Annotated in this window: 15 protein-coding genes and 1 pseudogene; 7 read left to right on the plus strand and 9 right to left on the minus strand. The window is 38.4% G+C overall.

Going from position 1 to position 16639, the window contains the following annotated elements; genetic code table 11:
* Window positions 1–185: 185 nt before the first annotated feature.
* A complete protein-coding gene (locus IEX12_RS06750) occupies window positions 186–2492 on the minus strand; it encodes a DEAD/DEAH box helicase (protein ID WP_188724828.1) in 2307 nt (768 codons plus the stop codon).
* A 241-nt stretch (window positions 2493–2733) separates the two neighbouring features.
* On the opposite strand from IEX12_RS06750, the gene IEX12_RS06755 reads away from it, so the two are divergent.
* From IEX12_RS06755 to IEX12_RS06775, 5 genes and pseudogenes are all read left to right on the plus strand, one after another.
* The gene (locus tag IEX12_RS06755; protein ID WP_102414877.1) at window positions 2734–2937 is read left to right on the plus strand and encodes a hypothetical protein; all 204 of its coding nucleotides are present in this window, start codon (window positions 2734–2736) and stop codon (window positions 2935–2937) included.
* Between the two features lie 270 nt (window positions 2938–3207).
* Window positions 3208–3375: pseudogene (locus IEX12_RS06760) on the plus strand (DUF255 domain-containing protein); the annotation flags it as partial.
* Between the two features lie 214 nt (window positions 3376–3589).
* Window positions 3590–3784, plus strand: a complete 195-nt coding sequence (locus tag IEX12_RS06765) for a hypothetical protein (RefSeq protein ID WP_102414875.1) — start codon at window positions 3590–3592, stop codon at window positions 3782–3784.
* Window positions 3784–4389: an ATPase gene (locus tag IEX12_RS06770; protein WP_102414874.1), complete on the plus strand. Its 606-nt coding sequence runs from the start codon at window positions 3784–3786 to the stop codon at window positions 4387–4389. The genes IEX12_RS06765 and IEX12_RS06770 overlap by 1 nt, the downstream gene beginning before the upstream one ends.
* Before the next feature lie 249 nt (window positions 4390–4638).
* Entirely contained in the window at window positions 4639–6702 is a 2064-nt protein-coding gene (locus IEX12_RS06775) for a thioredoxin domain-containing protein (protein ID WP_155554993.1), read from the plus strand.
* A gap of 38 nt (window positions 6703–6740) precedes the next feature.
* On the opposite strand, the gene IEX12_RS06780 is transcribed toward IEX12_RS06775, so the two are convergent.
* The 6 genes from IEX12_RS06780 to IEX12_RS06805 all read right to left on the minus strand — a co-directional run bounded on the left by IEX12_RS06780 (window position 6741) and on the right by IEX12_RS06805 (window position 11866).
* Window positions 6741–8381, minus strand: a complete 1641-nt coding sequence (locus tag IEX12_RS06780; protein WP_155554992.1) for a coiled-coil domain-containing protein — start codon at window positions 8379–8381, stop codon at window positions 6741–6743.
* 80 nt (window positions 8382–8461) lie between these two features.
* Window positions 8462–8965: a DUF6114 domain-containing protein gene (locus IEX12_RS06785; RefSeq protein WP_188724829.1), complete on the minus strand. Its 504-nt coding sequence runs from the start codon at window positions 8963–8965 to the stop codon at window positions 8462–8464.
* A gap of 27 nt (window positions 8966–8992) precedes the next feature.
* Window positions 8993–9322: a hypothetical protein gene (locus tag IEX12_RS06790; protein ID WP_188724830.1), complete on the minus strand. Its 330-nt coding sequence runs from the start codon at window positions 9320–9322 to the stop codon at window positions 8993–8995.
* Window positions 9294–10346 carry an acyl-CoA dehydrogenase family protein gene (locus IEX12_RS06795; protein WP_188724831.1) on the minus strand — a complete coding sequence of 351 codons (1053 nt, stop codon included), beginning with the start codon at window positions 10344–10346 and terminating at the stop codon, window positions 9294–9296. Before IEX12_RS06795 ends, IEX12_RS06790 begins: the two co-directional genes overlap by 29 nt.
* Before the next feature lie 110 nt (window positions 10347–10456).
* A complete protein-coding gene (locus tag IEX12_RS06800) occupies window positions 10457–10801 on the minus strand; it encodes an SCP2 sterol-binding domain-containing protein (RefSeq protein ID WP_155554989.1) in 345 nt (114 codons plus the stop codon).
* Between the two features lie 273 nt (window positions 10802–11074).
* A complete protein-coding gene (locus IEX12_RS06805) occupies window positions 11075–11866 on the minus strand; it encodes an MBL fold metallo-hydrolase (RefSeq protein ID WP_188724832.1) in 792 nt (263 codons plus the stop codon).
* A 173-nt stretch (window positions 11867–12039) separates the two neighbouring features.
* Here IEX12_RS06805 and IEX12_RS06810 point away from each other — a divergent pair, with 173 nt between their 5' ends.
* Together IEX12_RS06810 and IEX12_RS06815 are read left to right on the plus strand one after the other, a co-directional pair.
* Window positions 12040–12324 carry a hypothetical protein gene (locus IEX12_RS06810; protein WP_102414859.1) on the plus strand — a complete coding sequence of 95 codons (285 nt, stop codon included), beginning with the start codon at window positions 12040–12042 and terminating at the stop codon, window positions 12322–12324.
* 377 nt (window positions 12325–12701) lie between these two features.
* Entirely contained in the window at window positions 12702–14345 is a 1644-nt protein-coding gene (locus IEX12_RS06815) for a PucR family transcriptional regulator (protein ID WP_188724833.1), read from the plus strand.
* 150 nt (window positions 14346–14495) lie between these two features.
* Here the strand turns inward: IEX12_RS06815 and IEX12_RS06820 are convergent, their stop codons facing one another.
* Together IEX12_RS06820 and IEX12_RS06825 are read right to left on the minus strand one after the other, a co-directional pair.
* Window positions 14496–14825 carry a deaminase gene (locus IEX12_RS06820; protein ID WP_286170963.1) on the minus strand — a complete coding sequence of 110 codons (330 nt, stop codon included), beginning with the start codon at window positions 14823–14825 and terminating at the stop codon, window positions 14496–14498.
* Between the two features lie 98 nt (window positions 14826–14923).
* Entirely contained in the window at window positions 14924–16288 is a 1365-nt protein-coding gene (locus IEX12_RS06825; RefSeq protein ID WP_188724834.1) for a nucleobase:cation symporter-2 family protein, read from the minus strand.
* Between the last annotated feature and the right edge of the window lie 351 nt (window positions 16289–16639).

Genomic DNA, 16639 nt, shown 5'->3' on the forward strand with positions numbered 1-16639 from the left:
TTATTTGATTTGAAGAAATTTCAGTGTTCCATTTAAAAATAAACAAAAACGCTATTAGTAGTGAATGCTTAATAAGTTAACTAATTTGAGTTTTGAAAATTATTATTAAGAGTTGCCTATCACTCCCCTTTTTCTCTCTTTCGCTGAATACACCGATTTACTGGCAAAATCCAGGCATCATTCAATCAAAACAAATTCATTTGCTGTGTCACACTGCCAGTCTCCGTTCCCTCAACTACATACCCCAACGATTTATCGCCCTTTCTTCTATTTTTATACATCTTCTCAAACATTGCTTCCTTTACATCCACATAATCATAGACTTTCACAACCGTTTTATCTGCATGCAGGCGGTGCAATCTGCCAACATATTGCTGCAGTGTGCCTTGCCAGGATATCGGTATAGTTAAAAACATCGTATCCAAGCGGGTGTTATCAAAACCCTCGCCAATATATTTTCCGGTTGCAATGACCAATCGTTCCTCGTTATCCGGCAATGTCTCCAGGATATTCAATCGCTGCTCCTTTTCCTTTTTACTTAGTTCGCCAGTTAGCACAATAATATTTTTTACAAATCGTTGAAACTTTTTGTTGAGTTCCTTAATATGTTCGATTCTCTCCGTTAGAACAATAGGAAATGAGCCATGATCCAATTCTTTTAACACATCGTTAAAGATCATATTATTACGGGCTTCATGATGCACCAGTTCCGAATATAGCTCCTGAACATCTTTTTCATTATCAGCACTTTTAAATGAAGTGAACCTTAGTATTAAAATATGTTTAAAAGGATGTACCTTTGCCTGGTCTTTGGCATTTACCTTGTAGCGAATTGGGCCAAGTTGCATTTTCATTATCAATTCATGTCCATCTTTTCGCTTCGGTGTTGCAGTCAATCCATAAATAAATGCAGCATCGGTTTCCTTCAGCACTTTTTCATAGGTGAATGAAGAAAAGTGGTGGCACTCATCGACGATAATCTGCCCGTATTTCCGGATAATATCTTTTACGGCACCTTTATTGCTCAAACTCTGAATGGTGGCAATATCAACTATTCCTTTCGCTGTATTTTTACCTCCTCCGACTATCCCAATTGACTTTGAATCTATATCGAGAAACGCTGTTAGACGTTCTTTCCATTGCTCCATTAATTGATTGCGGTGGACAATCACTAATGTATTGACATTGCGTTTGGCGATCATAGACGCTGCAACAACGGTTTTTCCAAAGCCGGTTGTTGCTGATAAAATACCAATATTATGGGCCAGCATTTGTTGAAGACAATCCCCCTGTTGCACAGATAATTTTCCCTGGAATTCAAGACCGATGGGTTTCCCATAATTGGTTTCATCCTCCATTACGATTTCGATTGATTTATTCTTCAGCATCTTCGCCAGTTCATCCATACATCCTCGCGGCAAAAGCAGTTTATCCGACATCTCTTCTGAGCAGTCAATGATTCGCGGAATTTGCTTTGTGGACAACCGCTTCTTTTCGGCCTTGTAAAATGCTGGATTACTGAATTTCGCAAGCTGCGCTATTTCTTGCAGTAAATAACCAGGAATACCCTGTTTACGAATATAAATTCCGTTTTTGCAGATGACATTGATTTTTTCAGGTATCTCTTCTGTACGAGGCATACTTTCATGAACACGAAGCGTTTTTTCTTCTGTATCAAAACGTTTTACGATCGACTCGACTTCATGCTTGCTCATCTTTTCAACTTTGGATAAATATAACCACTGGTTTGAATATGGCTGAAAGTTTTCGTCTATAAAAATACTATTTCCTTGTTTTCTGGGAACGCCTTGCAATGGAAGTGCAATCAAATTTCCCAGTTTACCCTCTGGCATTGTATCCTGATTTGGAAAAAATCGGTCATAGGAATTCAATCCGTTATTTCCAAACGTTTCTTTTGTTTTTGCTAAAAGTATTTTACCAAGTTTTCTAGCCACCCTTGCAAGAACAGGTTCGCTGAAAAAGATCCAGATATGTGCTCCATTCCCAGAGCGTGATCTTTCCGTGCTAAACGGTATTTTCATCATTTTGCACGTGTGAATAAATGCTTTCACATCTTTCTTCCAATCTTTTTTATCAAAATCTACCGTCAAAAACCAGCAAGTATTATCCAGCAAAAGCGGATAAAGCCCAATTGTCTTCTCACCAGACAAATGATCGTATATTTGCTGATCTGTCAGCGGGATATGATATCCACTACCGGATTTTTTCGCCGGAGAGTATCCAACTTTTCCATTTTTCAATTTCCAGCGGTATGCAAAAACATCATTTCTTCCTTTGAATAGGCTTTTGAAAATAGCTATTCTTTTCCTAAGTTTTGCTTCCTTTGCATCGGATTGTCCATACTTTTGATCATTGCGATTTGGAATTTTTATCTGATGTTGCTGCAGAAGCTGTCTTAATTGATCATTCTCTACCTTTAACCGCTCGATTTCTTTATATGCATTCTGAAGTTCATTTTCAAAGTTTTTCATAATTACCCTCATTTGGACATGTTTTTGTTATAATTCATCGTCGTCCTTTAATGAATGTTTTAAACAAAATTATCATAACATTTATGAGACGTCATGTGGACAAGAGGAAGTTATTTTTCACCTTTGTCTGTTTTATAACCATATTATCATTTAATCGTTCAATTAGTTTTCACTACGATTATTATTTTGCATGTATAATATAGAAAATGGGGTGGAGAAAAATCAAGGAGGTGTACATAAAATGAATTACCTAAAAGATATCGAGCAATATGGTCAAGACGTTACTGACTTTGAAGTAAGTTCTTTTGAAACAATTGATATGTTACATCTCCGTAGCCGTTTAAATAGCGAATCTCACAATATGACGTTAAAAGAACGTATTCTTCTAATGGAATACTACCTGCAACTACTTAAAAATGTAGACCGTATGGTGTTCAATATATAGAAAGGATTTACAATTTTTCAAGTTCCATGGAGCCACATAAGGAATGGTGTGGCACCTTGATCAAGTTGCGTCAGGAGAACTGGAAGTAGAAATTGAGGCAACACCGAAAGATAAGGTTTTGTAATGAAGGATACTCATTTGAGTGTCTTTTTCTTTTTTAATGGGTAATATAAAAACAAAGGCAATAAAATATTCAACGGATCAACTGTGACTGTCAAGTAATCACTAGGAAATGATTATTCATCTAAATTAAATTAGGAGCTGTTAATATTGCATACAGATAATAATCCCAACAATTTATTAAATACAAAATCCCCATACCTGCTCCAATACGCATACAATCCGGTAGACTGGTGCCATTGGGGTGACGAAGCATTCCAAAAAGCAAAACAAGAAAACAAGCCAAACTTTCTTTCCATTGGCTACTTGACTTGTCACTAATAGCACGTTTTATAATCATCCCGATAAAAATTGTATTATATTATAAAACACCTTTTTCGACACCAGCTCTAAATTTTATAGAACTCCTCGAATACAGTTGGACGCTGTTATCCCATTAACATAAAGTCCTAAAATGAACTTCATAGGTATCATTTTGGATATTATAATTAATCCGGCTATCTGATATAATCTAATAAAGGTGGTGGTGTTTATGTTAAAACAGCCAAACAATGAATCTAAACGAAAATATGGTTGGGTTGAAAAGTGGGCTAAGATGACCGGTGAAAGGGCAAGAATTGATGCTAAGGCAAATAACACATATATTGTATACGAAAAAGAAGGAAAGCTCGTTAAAGAATTTCCGAATGGTATAATTATACCCTTGCATAAAGAGGGTGGTTCTTAATGCACTTGCATAGTCCTATGTTTTTTATATTTGCAGGTAATAATGGTAGTGGAAAAAGCACTTTTCGCAATTTAATTATCGACAAAATTGCTGTTGATATCAACATTGATCCGGATGCTATTGCAAGAAGGATAGATCCACAAAATCCTGAATCAAAAAGGATAACCGCTGGAAAAGAAGTCATAAAATCTGTCGATGAATATATTAAAAAAGGTAAAGATTTTTCCATTGAAACTACACTTGCTGGAAAGAATGCAATCAGGCAAATACAAAAAGCCAAAAGGATGGGCTATGAAGTGACTATGTTTTACGTTGCATTAAGTAATGTAAATCAAAATATAGAACGAGTCGCAATGAGAGTAAAAAATGGTGGTCATCATATTCCCACTGAAGACATCCTTAGAAGAAACCAAACTTCATTTAAACATCTTTGTGAATATGCACACATCATTGATAATCTAGTTTTGATTGACAACAGTACAGATGACGGAGAAATTGTGTTAGAGATAAATAATGATAAGATTACCTTTGAGTCAAAAACCTTACCTGATTGGTCAATTCCTATATGGAAACAATTTAAAGGAGATTTACCTCCAGAAATTTGATCAAAACCGATTTTTTTAGAAGATCGGTTTTTTATTGTCTAAATCTCTTCTTCGTTAATGGAGATGCATAAGAAAGAAATGTTAATTATTTACTTTTATCATTAATCTTTAGAATTAATTTGGCGAATTGTGGTAAAGTAATCTATTATATATCTTTCAAAAAGTTTTCCCCGTTTAAGTGTCTTTTTCGTTAATTAGGGAAAAATTATTAAAGATGCTGATTTCTAAAAAAAGATAGAAGGTGGATCCATGCAATCTTACAGTAACTCCAACCGATTGATCCATGAAAAATCTCCCTACCTACTCCAACACGCTCACAACGAAGTTGATTGGTACCCATGGGGTAAGGAGGCATTTAATAAAGCAAAACAAGAAAACAAACCCATCTTCCTTTCCATTGGCTACTCAACTTGCCATTGGTGCCACGTCATGGCTCACGAATCATTTGAGGACAAGCAAGTTGCAAACCTTTTAAACGAACATTATATTGCCATCAAAGTCGATCGGGAAGAACGTCCAGATGTGGATGCCGTTTACATGAAGGTTTGCCAGATGATGACAGGTCAGGGCGGGTGGCCGCTTACGATTTTTATGACACCGGATAAAATCCCTTTCTATGCCGGTACGTATTTTCCGAAAGAAAGCAAATACGGCAGACCTGGTCTTGTTGAGGCACTAACACAACTCCATAAAAAATACACAAACGATCCGGGGCATATTAATAAGGTAACAAAAAGTGTGACAGAGGCACTGCAAAAAACTGTGACGGCTAAAAGTACGGAACGTCTGACATTGGAAAGCGCTAATGAAGCATTCGACCGGCTGCGCGATACGTTCGATGTGGAATATGGCGGATTTGGAGCAGCGCCAAAATTCCCCGCCCCACAGAACTTACTGTTTTTGATGCGACAGTATCACTTTACCGGAGATACCGCAGCACTTGCTATGGTTGAAAAAACGTTACAATCCATGGCTGACGGCGGGATTTATGATCATGTAGGTTTTGGCTTTTCCCGTTATTCCACAGACAGGGCCTGGCTGGTACCCCACTTTGAAAAAATGCTTTATGATAACGCACTTTTGCTAATGGCTTTTACGGAATGTTATCAAGTGACGAAAAAGCCATTTTACAAAAAGATTGCTGAACAAATTGTTGAGTTTGTGATGCGGGAGATGACAAGTCCAGACAGCGCCTTTTTTTCTGCGATCGATGCTGATTCAGAGGGTGTAGAAGGGAAATATTATGTTTGGGAGTACGAAGAAATTTTTGACGTACTGGGTGAAGAGCTTGGAGATTTATATACAACGGTATACAATATGACGCCATATGGCAATTTTGAAGAGAAAAATATCCCAAATCTGATCAATACAAATGTCCAAGAGGTTGCCGAAGAATTTCAGCTTACACCTGAAGGCTTACAAGCTAAATTGGAACAAGCTCGCCATGCTTTATTAGCTGCGCGGAAAAAACGAGTATACCCGCATGTGGATGATAAAATATTGACCTCTTGGAATGCCCTTATGATTGCAGCTCTGGCAAAAGCGGGGAAGGTTTTTAATAAAAAACATTATCTGATTGCAGCCGAAAAAGCACTGGCATTTATCGAGGATACGCTTTTCCAAGACGATCGTTTAAAGGCTCGCTACCGGGATGGCGAGATAAAATACAATGCCTACATTGATGATTATGCTTATCTGCTATGGGCATATCTGGAACTGTACGATACAACATTTTCACTCGATCACCTGAAAAAGGGAAGGAGGCTTGCTGACAGCATGATCGACTTATTCTGGGATAACGATCATGGTGGATTTTACTTTAATGGAAATGACAGTGAAGAACTGATTTCAAGGGAGAAAGAAGTTTATGATGGTGCCCTGCCATCTGGAAATAGCGTTGCGGCGGTTCAACTTGTCCGTTTAGGATTCTTAACCGGGGAAGCGAAATATCGTGATAAAGCGGAGGAGATGTATTCCGCTTTCTATCAAGATCTGCACCAGTATGCACATGCAAGCACCCATTTTCTGCAAAGTCTATTGCTAACGGAAAACCCGACAAAAGAAGTGGTCATACTTGGCGATGAAATTGATCCGGACAGGGAAAAACTGCTTAGCCGGCTTAAGGAACAATTTTTACCGCATGTAACAATACTCGCCAGTGAATCTGCTGAAGATTTTGCTGGTGTTGCATCGTTTGCAGCAGAATATAAGAAAATCGGGGATAAAACAACTGTATATGTTTGTGAGAATTTTGCTTGCAAGCAGCCGACTACGGATGTAAATGAAGCGCTGCATAATATTAGCATCCGTTAAAAATGGAGGGGCGCTTAAACCCCTCCATTTTTAACCTGTTACGACGTATTATCAAACAATTTATCGGTAAGATCTGTTACCTCATTCAGCAACACGCCATTTTCCTCTTTGTCCTTTTCCTTGTCAGCTTCTTTTCCAAATGAATTTTCTTTTGCGGCTGGTTCTGGTTTCTGATTCCCTTTTTTGTCGGGATCGTCATTCTCAGCCTTATCTTCATCTTCGTCGCCTTTTTTATTTGTATTCCCTGTTTTATCATTATCACCGTTTTCTTTTGGTTGCTTTTCCTTATTGTCATTGTCTGGACTATCTTTATTTTCTAATTCTTTCTCGTCAATTTCAATGGCTTTTAGATGTTCCATTATCTTTTCAAATACTTCATCCGGAAAATTCTCCTCAACCTTCACAATCGTTGTTTTTAATTCTGTCAGGCTTTTTGTAATGGTATCCACCCATTGTATTAATTCCTCTTGCTTCACTTTTAACTCACGTAAACGTTTATTTTCTGCCTGTACTTCTTCCTTAAATGCCTTCAATTGTTCTTTCAAATCTGGAATAACGATCGCTTCCTCTTTTTCCTCTGATGCTTTCGTTTCCTTACCATCCGTTTTCTTCGCTTTTTTATCAGCTTCATTCGAAGCGGAGCTTTCTTCTGCTTTTTCTTTTAACGCAGCATAGTCTTCAGCCTGTTTACGATCTTTATCCTTCGCTTGTTTCTTAGCCTCTTCCTCTATTTTTGCGAGTGAATTCTCTTTCAGTTTTATGTGCTCTTCCAATTCCTTTACCAACTTGGAGGCCTCATCCAATGTTTTTACAAATTCCGTTGTTGTCTCATTAAGGGAAGTATAATCTTTCCCTGTTTGCTCAGTTAATACAACAAATTGCTCAACAAACTCCTCGTCTAATTCTTCTTTGTTTTCTTCCTCAGCAGATATTTGCTCATTCAGCAGCTTGCTAATATCATCAACCGATTGCTCCAATTTCTCTGGCTGTCCATCCTCTTTCATTTGCTTATAGGCTGTCGTTGCTTGATCCAGAAGTTCTTTAATTGTTTTCAGCTGCTCTTTATCTTCTTCCAATCCATCTTTAATTTCTTGTAAAGTTAATTGCTGTTCTTCCATCTCCTCAAGCATATTTTGCATATCCTTTTTACTTACTGCACTTTCATCAGGTAAAGCATCACATTCACTTTCATAACAGGTTTCAATCTTTGCATCAGGTAAGCTAATATCAGAAACAGATTGTGACGGCACCGTCATTTTAACATCCTGCAAACAAGCCCAGCCTATTTTACTAGGTGCACATAGACCGCTAAATGACGGTGGTCCACCTCCAATCGTTTCTGATTCCAATTCTTTAACAGGTACAGGACCGGGTGATTTGATTTTAATTATCATTGCATTCTGGTTCTTACCCATGTCAAGCTTCTTCGTAATGGTTAATCCGTAAATTTTGCCTTCTTCAATATTGATCTTTCCCTGCAAAGAACCTAATACATCCATTTCACCTTCAACTTTTTCTGACTCAATCATAAAGCCTCCGCTATTACCAGAGTCCTCTGTCCCATCTCCTTCTTCTGCAAAAACGTCCGGAATCCCAATCGTTGTAATGAAACATCCACACATGAAGAGGAATATTATACCTAGAAACACAGGCTTATAAAATTGTTGATTGTTTTTCATATGAATTCTCCCCAAACTATAATCAGCGGTATCGCTTTACCACTGAATGTTGGCTATAAGTAATTTGTAATAAAAAGCTTCTATGCTTGTGCAGCCTTGATATTTTCACTCTCACCACTATTTTTGGATTTTTTCTTTGTTCTGTTCTGTTTCTTATTTTGTTTATGGTTCATGATCACTTCTTCTTTTTCCCATGCAATGCATAAGGAACCTGCAATGAGCCCCAGGATCGTTCCAATAATGAACCCACCTAGTGCTCCCATGATTGAAAGTATGGAAAGAAACATTGTCACAACACCGAATACGGTTGAAAACTGAGGGTAGATGAAGGCAAAAATCCCATCTATTAATATTAGCCCGCCGAACAAAAACCCGACAAATACTAAACTGCCTGGAATAAAGGCAATCGCATATAGGTGTAATGGGATATATAAAATTAGCAGTCCAGTCAAGACAGTTAATGTCGCCCCCCAAAACGGCCGCTTATTCCGCCATTGTTTAAATTTACCTCCATCTGCAACTTTTTGATACTTTCTTTGCAGTTTTTCCTCTCTTTTTAGTACTTTCTTTTCTTTTCTATCCATTTGTTATCCTCCTTTTTAGTGTGAGGATTATTTTCCCGTCATCTTTGGTTCCTTGATGCTTTCCACAGAGATTTTGGCACCTTCCAGGCTGACCATGTTCTGGAACAAATAGTCCGTTACAATTTTAGCGTCCTTAATCGTAATTGTCTTCGCATCCTGACTCCAGTTTTTAGAGAAATCATCCGTATTTTTTTCTCTAATATTCAATTCATTAAAACTTAAATCAGCATCAATAAAACGGGCATCCTGAATTAAACCTTCAATTGTTGTTTTACCTGTTGCCTTAACATGGAACCTTACCCAGTTTCCAGTAGGTAGTTTCAAGTCTTTATAAAAGGGAAACCTGTGCTTGTGCACCGCGCATCCATTTTTCTACGGGAAAGTCTTGCACAAATCCGTGTCCTCCAAGCATTTGCACAGCAGAATCAGTCACATAGCGTAACGATCGGTGGGCACGATGAAGTGCACGCAACGAATAACCAGCTGCAGCCTGATCTCCTTCATCAGCCGCTAAAGCAGCCTGCCAGACGAGATGATTAGCAAGCCTCGTTTCCATTGCCATCGTCGCAATCCGGAATGATACACCTTGGAATTTGGCGATTTCCTGACCAAATGCCTTTCGTCCAGCAGTGTATTCCGTCGCATAGTCAAGAGCCGCCTCCATTAAACCAACTTCCTTGGCAGCTTGTAAAATACGGATACGTGTCCATGCCTGCTTTATTAATTCTGCAGCCTTCTCACCTCTAGCGATCACATTGTTTTCAGCAAACGCTACATTATCAAACTGCAGTCGGGCAATCCTGGAGGCTAATAAACCCAAACGGTAATCGCCTTCTTCCACATACCAGTTGCCCAAATCTTTATCAAGCCAAACTATGATTGGCTCTTCAGCGGAATTCATTGCCGTGACCATCACATATTGGGCATCCTTTGCCAGCCGAACCGGTTTTGACGTCCCGTTTAATCGATTATTCGTTACGGTAAGGCTCCCTCGCCAACCTTCCTCTATATCTATCAGCGCCACCGTATGTCCATTCGTGAGATTCGTTTTGTATATGGATAATAGTGGGTTATCTAATGCTAGTCGAATGAATGATGCAGCATCCCCCGCACCTGAAAACCCCTGGATAATTCCTAAATCGCCATAACTAAGCGCTTTCAAAATTTGCGTCTGAGAGATTAGTGGCAGTTCCAAACCATCCCAATTTTCCGTTAATTCTAACGATAAAAAACCTAATTCTGCTGCTTCTTGAAAAAGGGTCGCTTCTACCTTTTTATTTTCTTCACAAGTTCTTGCTGCAGGACGGAGCTTATCAGCTGCAAAAGAAGCGGCAACGTCAATAAAAGCTGATTCGTCTTCTGTCGGCTGAAACGCTATCATATCTATTCCTCCCCGTTGATCGCGTAAAGCTTCTTTCTGAATGTTATCGATCCTGGACTATTTCAAGAGAGCCCTGCAGATGGTGTCCTTACAGGGCAGATGGAAACAAATTATTGTGTTGCTGAATTATAGGAGGATAATATATCCTGAAGCTTTAAGGCAAGCCCCATATTCCCCTTAATCTTAAGCCGGCCACTCATAAATGCTTGTGTTCCGTTAAGGTTTCCTTCAACCATTTTTTCAAAATCCTCTGAAGCGATTTTCAATGTACAATCCGGCTTTTCTTTTTCACCTTTAACAGCATAACTATCGTCACCACGCAGAATAAGCTGGTACACTCCTGCCTCTCCTCCGTCCAAATCAAACTGGTAAATTGCTTCTACTCCCTTTGTGCGGCTTGGATCTTCTTTTAATGCGGCATCAATCTCACGGAAAATATCTTTTATTTCTGCCATGTTTATTTTTCCTCCTTCGTCCCTCATTAGAGCTATCGTACATTCTGAAGCTGTAAAAACATATTCCGTAATATGTCGGGTTTTTATCTGTTAACCGGACTATTACCCTATCTTTGTATATCATTGCTTTGGTAAACCAAAAGAAGTACAGTTTTCCCACATCTAAGAACTGTGCTTGTAAATGATAATTATTTTATTGATTTTGCATGATACAAGTTTATTCGATCATGTAGCGATTGATTCGGTTTACCAGTATTTAGAGCAAGTTATCACCTAATTATTTCTTAAACATGAGCGAATAAGATTCATTCGTGAAAAAGAACCAAATGTGATTTTTTCCAACCTGACATTCTCGGGAAACATTTGTTTACTAATTTCCCGTTCTGTATATCCCAAACGATTCATGCGAATAATCTCGTTTCTTGTCTTTTGCAAATAAGCCAATTTTCGGGTCATCATTTCTTTCCCATTACGGATAATCCCCTCATGACCGCAAAACACGGTTTGATAATCATAGGTGTTCAGCTTTTTAATCGACTCAATATATCCTGAAATGGACTCTTCCTTCATAAATACTTTAGGATATGGTGTAATGTACAAATCTCCTGTGAAGAGCCATCCTTTGTTTGGTTCCAATAAACAGACATGATCCTTTGTATGCCCTGGCGTATGAATTGGATAAAAGGTATGAGCTTGTGTCCGAATGCTATCGGGGAAGGGCTTGGGTGAAAAAGCAAACCGCGGTCCTACAAACAGCTCCCGGTACCAAGGGATACGGGCTTTTTCGTTCGCCTCTCTTACCATTTCTTCGTGACAAAATATTTCTGCATCCGTATGTTTCGCAATCCACGAGGCCATTCCCGTATGATCCTCATGGGAATGAGTTAGTGCTACCTGCTTGATATCCCATGATGGAAAAATGCCCTTCAGGTTTCGTTTTTGAATACGTGGGCCGGTATCAACAAGCATCCCATCAACGAAATACAGGTAAACAGACATGAGCGGAAAAAGGGGGTTAACCGCAATTTTCACTACTTTTATATCTTCGTATTGCTTCCACTCCATTTTTTTCATCCCTTTTCTTAGGTCTATCCTTTATTTAACACGATAAAAAGTAAAAATGCTATCCCTTTTATTGACGGTTGGGTTGAAGGTTTGATGTCGATTATTTTGTCACAAATTATAATCTAGTAAGATTGAATAAAGTTAGCTATACTGATAGAGGGGGAGGTGAAAATATGAGTGGGCAAAAAGGTATTGAAAAAAAATTGGATCACATTATTGAGATAATTGGGGGGATCATGGAAGATCAAACCGTCATGAAAAATGAACTGGCTGCTATGCGTAAAGATCAAGAAGCTATGCGTAAGGATCAAGAAGCTATGCGCAAGGAAAATGAAACCCGTCATCAGGAAATTATGGAGCGATTCACGTCCATAGAAGCTGACCAGGATCATATTTGGAATAAGGCTGCACAGAATGAACGAGAGTTTGCGAAATTTAAAACACAACATGGGTTTTAAGCTACAGTAAAATTTTTCTAACCTCGTAAGCTGCCATTCTTTTATTTTTCTCATTATGTATATAGATTATCCCCGCTTGTACTTACTCTCTAAAATGAGCATCCATTTGCAGCGGGGATATTTTTTTGCGATCAATCGTTACTCTTCTTCTGCTTCAATCTGACAAGAACGCAAGCTTACTCTGTTATTTTCAAAACAGGTTGTCCACATACCACCTGGTAACACTTTTTCCCATTGGTTGTTCAGACTGTTCCCTTAAGTCATTGGCCATAACGGATAAAATGTTTTCCACCATTTGTTTACTTTTCACTATTTTAACGGTATAGTAAAAGTAAAATTCATATTAGTTTAACTAGTTTTATTAATGGAGGGTAAAAATGAAAGCGCTTAATGACCTATTCATTTTGGAAGGGATGAAAGATAGTACCGTTCTGGCAGGACATCGGGGGCTTACCCGGCATGTACAATTTGTAAATATTTCAGATACGCCCGATATCATTCAATTTCTGGACAAAAACCATTTACTGCTGACAACCGCATACCCATTTAAAAATAACACCCGGAAACTGTGTGAATTAATCAAACAAATGCATGCTTTAAATTGTACCGGTATTGTAATCAAGGTTAATCGATTTCTGAAAGAATTACCTGATGAAGTGAAGCTGCTTGCTGACAATCTTTCATTTCCGATTATTGATTTACCAATGCAATATACCTTGGGAAATGTTTCACGTCATATTTTAAACTATTTAAATGACCATGAAGCAGAGCAACTGTATTATGCACTTTATATTCAAAAGGAATTTTCCAATATGATGATTAAAGAATACAATCTTGCAGCATTAACCGGTCAGCTAGGACACTTTCTGGAACGTCCTGTTATACTGCTAAACCATAGGGGAGATATGATTGCCCATAGCTATGATTTCCAAAAGGATTCGATGAAGATGGCCGAGAAGGAAATTATACAAATAGTTAAACAGGATATTAGTAATGTACGTAAAGGAATCACGTTTACAATACCCGCTTTAGGAGAACAGTCGATTACATCCTTCCCGGTACAAACGAAACGACAATATCCAAGCATGCTGATCATTATTGATTATTTAACTTTACCCTATCCTTCTTCGCAGATGGCAATTGAACAGGCGGGTAACGTTATTTCTTTTACCATCATCAAGGAACAGGCAATTAACGAGAATTCAAGACTATTGAAAAATAACTTTTTTGCCGATTTAATAGAATTGAGAATTCGCTCGGAGAAAGAAATTGTAAGTCGTGCCAATTACTATGGGCTAAAATCAGATATGGAAAGTATTTGCATTGTCTGTGCAATTGATGCAGAAGGTGAAAATTACGAATCACTTCAATTGTATAAGAAAAATGTTGTGGAGCTTCATAATAGTATCTATGATCAGTTGGAGGATGAACTAATGAATGCTGAAATGGATGCAACCTTATTTACCAAGGAAAAATATTTTGTTATCATCCTGCAATTCCCTGAATATACGGAAATTGAAATGAGCAAGGTTAGGGAATTTATAGAAACAGCCCAGTACAACATTCAAGAAGGATTTACAATTTCATTTGGAATCAGTAATCAAATCCAACAGCTTACAGATATTCCAACAGCATACCAGGAAGCCGTTGAATCGATAAAAAGCGGGTATAATTCAAGAAACAGAGGCTTCATTAACTTTTATAAAACAAAGGAAGTGAAAGAATTATTAAACACCATCACCAGGAAGGATTTAAGAGGTCTTTATGAAAATACGTTAAAAAAACTTGCATATCCAAAAACGAAAGATGATCTGGAATTAGTTAAAACTATCGAAGTGTATTTGGATTGTCAATGCGAGATTTCTGAAGCGTCCAGGAAACTTTTTGTCCATCGAAATACGATTAAATACCGGATTAAAAAAGCGGAGGAAATACTTAATTGTTCTTTCCGTGATCCGATTGACTCTTTGCGTATTCGCGTTTCCTTAATAATTGGAACTATCCTTGAGGAGGATACATAAAACACTAGCAGCAAATAACAATACCGGTTTTTCTTTCCGCCTTCGATGAAGAGGATGTTCAAAAAGCCACTAAATGGTAATCGGTTAATTCAGATGCTTCCTCACTTTTGATTTTTGATTTGGCGGCTTTTTGAACATACACTATACAAGCTACTTATTTACTCCCTCAGCCCAAAGTCTGACTGGATCGTCAACTGTACCTGCTAGCGGCAGATAAATCATGGAATCCTTCAGCTGTTTTAAGTTTTGATCAGTCATGACTTCTGATTTTTCAAATCCATTTGCAACCGCTTCAGCAAGTGATGAGCTATAATAGATTTTTCTAATCCCCGTAAAATACATGGCTGTTAAGCACATCGCACAGGGCTCACCACTGGCATATATGCTGCAATCTGACAGATCATTCGTTTTTAACTTAGCTTGTGCTTTACGAATGGCCTGCAGTTCTGCATGACCACTAATATCAAACGTTTTGTGCAATGTGTTCACACCTTCGGCAGCTATTCTCTTATCTTTTACAAGCACTGCCCCAAATGGCTGTCGCTAACTCCACCGCTCGCTTCATATACCTTACCAATTTAAAACCTCCGTGCATGAATTCCAACTGAAACAGCTGGCGTTTCGGCCGTATTTTTTACTGGCTGTTCATTTTTCGTATGGTTATCAGTTGGTCCATTAAGCCACCAGTTTAAAAGGAAACAGGCAATTGCGCCCATCGCTGGTCCGGTTTCCAAAAGCAGGCTAATCGTTTCTGGAAAATGGGCAAATGCCTTTGCTGCGCCGTCTACAGCAATTCCTATTCCAACTCCAACACCGACAATCAATTGATTGGACGCCTTCGCAAGGTCATCCTTAGCCATCATTTTCAGCGCAGCAGATATGAGCATGCCAAACATCGGTATCATTGCACCGCCTAGTACAGGGGATGGAATCATAGTAGTGATAGCTGCTACTTTTGGCACAAGACCAATAATAATTAAAATGATTCCGCCGGCAGCAACTACATATCTGCTGGTAACCTTTGTCAGGAAGACTAGTCCCACATTTTGTGAAAAAGTGGAATGGTTAAAGGAATTAAAAATACCGCTAATGATCGTACCAATCCCTTCAGCCCTGAGGCCAAGTTTAACGTCTTCTCCATCTATTTTCTTTTCGGATACATCACCAAGTGCAAAAAATACACCGGTACTCTCAACCATAATAATAATCGCAATTAATGTCATAGTGATGATTGCCGATAGATGGAAGGTAGGAAATCCAAAGTAAAATGGCTGGATAGCATTAATCCACGAGGCTTCCCATAAAACAGAAGTATCTACCATTCCAAGAAAATAGGCAACAATGGATCCCAGCAGTAAAGAGAGCAAGATTGCAATTGATTTAATAAACCCTTTACAAAACTGATTAATCATTAAGAAACTCAAAAATGTGAATGTTGCGATCCCAATATTTTTAACGCTTCCAAAATCTGCTGCTCCAGCTCCACCAGCCGCATTTTCCATTGCAACCGGCATCAGTGTTACCCCAATGATTAACACAACTGCGCCCGTCACAATCGGTGGAAAATAGCGGACAAGTTTCCCAGAAAATTGCGATATAATGGTTACAACGACACCGGATACAATTACGGCACCAAATACACCGGTTATACTATATATTTCACCTATTGAAATTGCTGGACCGACTACAATAAACGAAATTGCCATTAACGCTGGAAGTTTTATACCAACATGTCTGCCAAACCCTAATGCTTGTATCAATGTTGCAATACCACATGCAAACAAATCAAACGATATCAAATAGACTAATTGATCTTGTGTCAGGCCAATTGCCGAACCAATCAAAATTGGCACGACAACAGCACCTCCATACATAACCGCGACATGCTGAAATCCTAAAATAGCCGATTTTCCAAATCCTAGTTTTTCATTAACATTTCCCATTTTAACGCTCCTCATTACCTAGCATGATCAATCGATTTGAATGTAGCTGTCTCTCTTTATTCAAAGTCATTTCGGGCGAATAGATAAATATACTGTCCTCTTAACAACTTCCAATCTGTATTGTTCAAAATTCTAGAGAACCGGCGGAGTTCCTATTCTACCGACAGTGAAGACATTTTTTGTACAAATACCATTTTCTTTAGGATTAGCCCCTCATCATTAAGCGCTTTCATTTTCTAAAACCTTCTTTTTTAACAAAAGAAATGATCCATTTTTTCGTTACATGATGTTTTAATCAAGGACATTCTTCCCTTAATCTAAAAAGGCTTAGCAACCGCTTCCAACAGGCGA

The organism is Lentibacillus populi (genome assembly GCA_014642895.1).
Lineage (GTDB): Bacteria > Bacillota > Bacilli > Bacillales > Amphibacillaceae > Lentibacillus_C > Lentibacillus_C populi.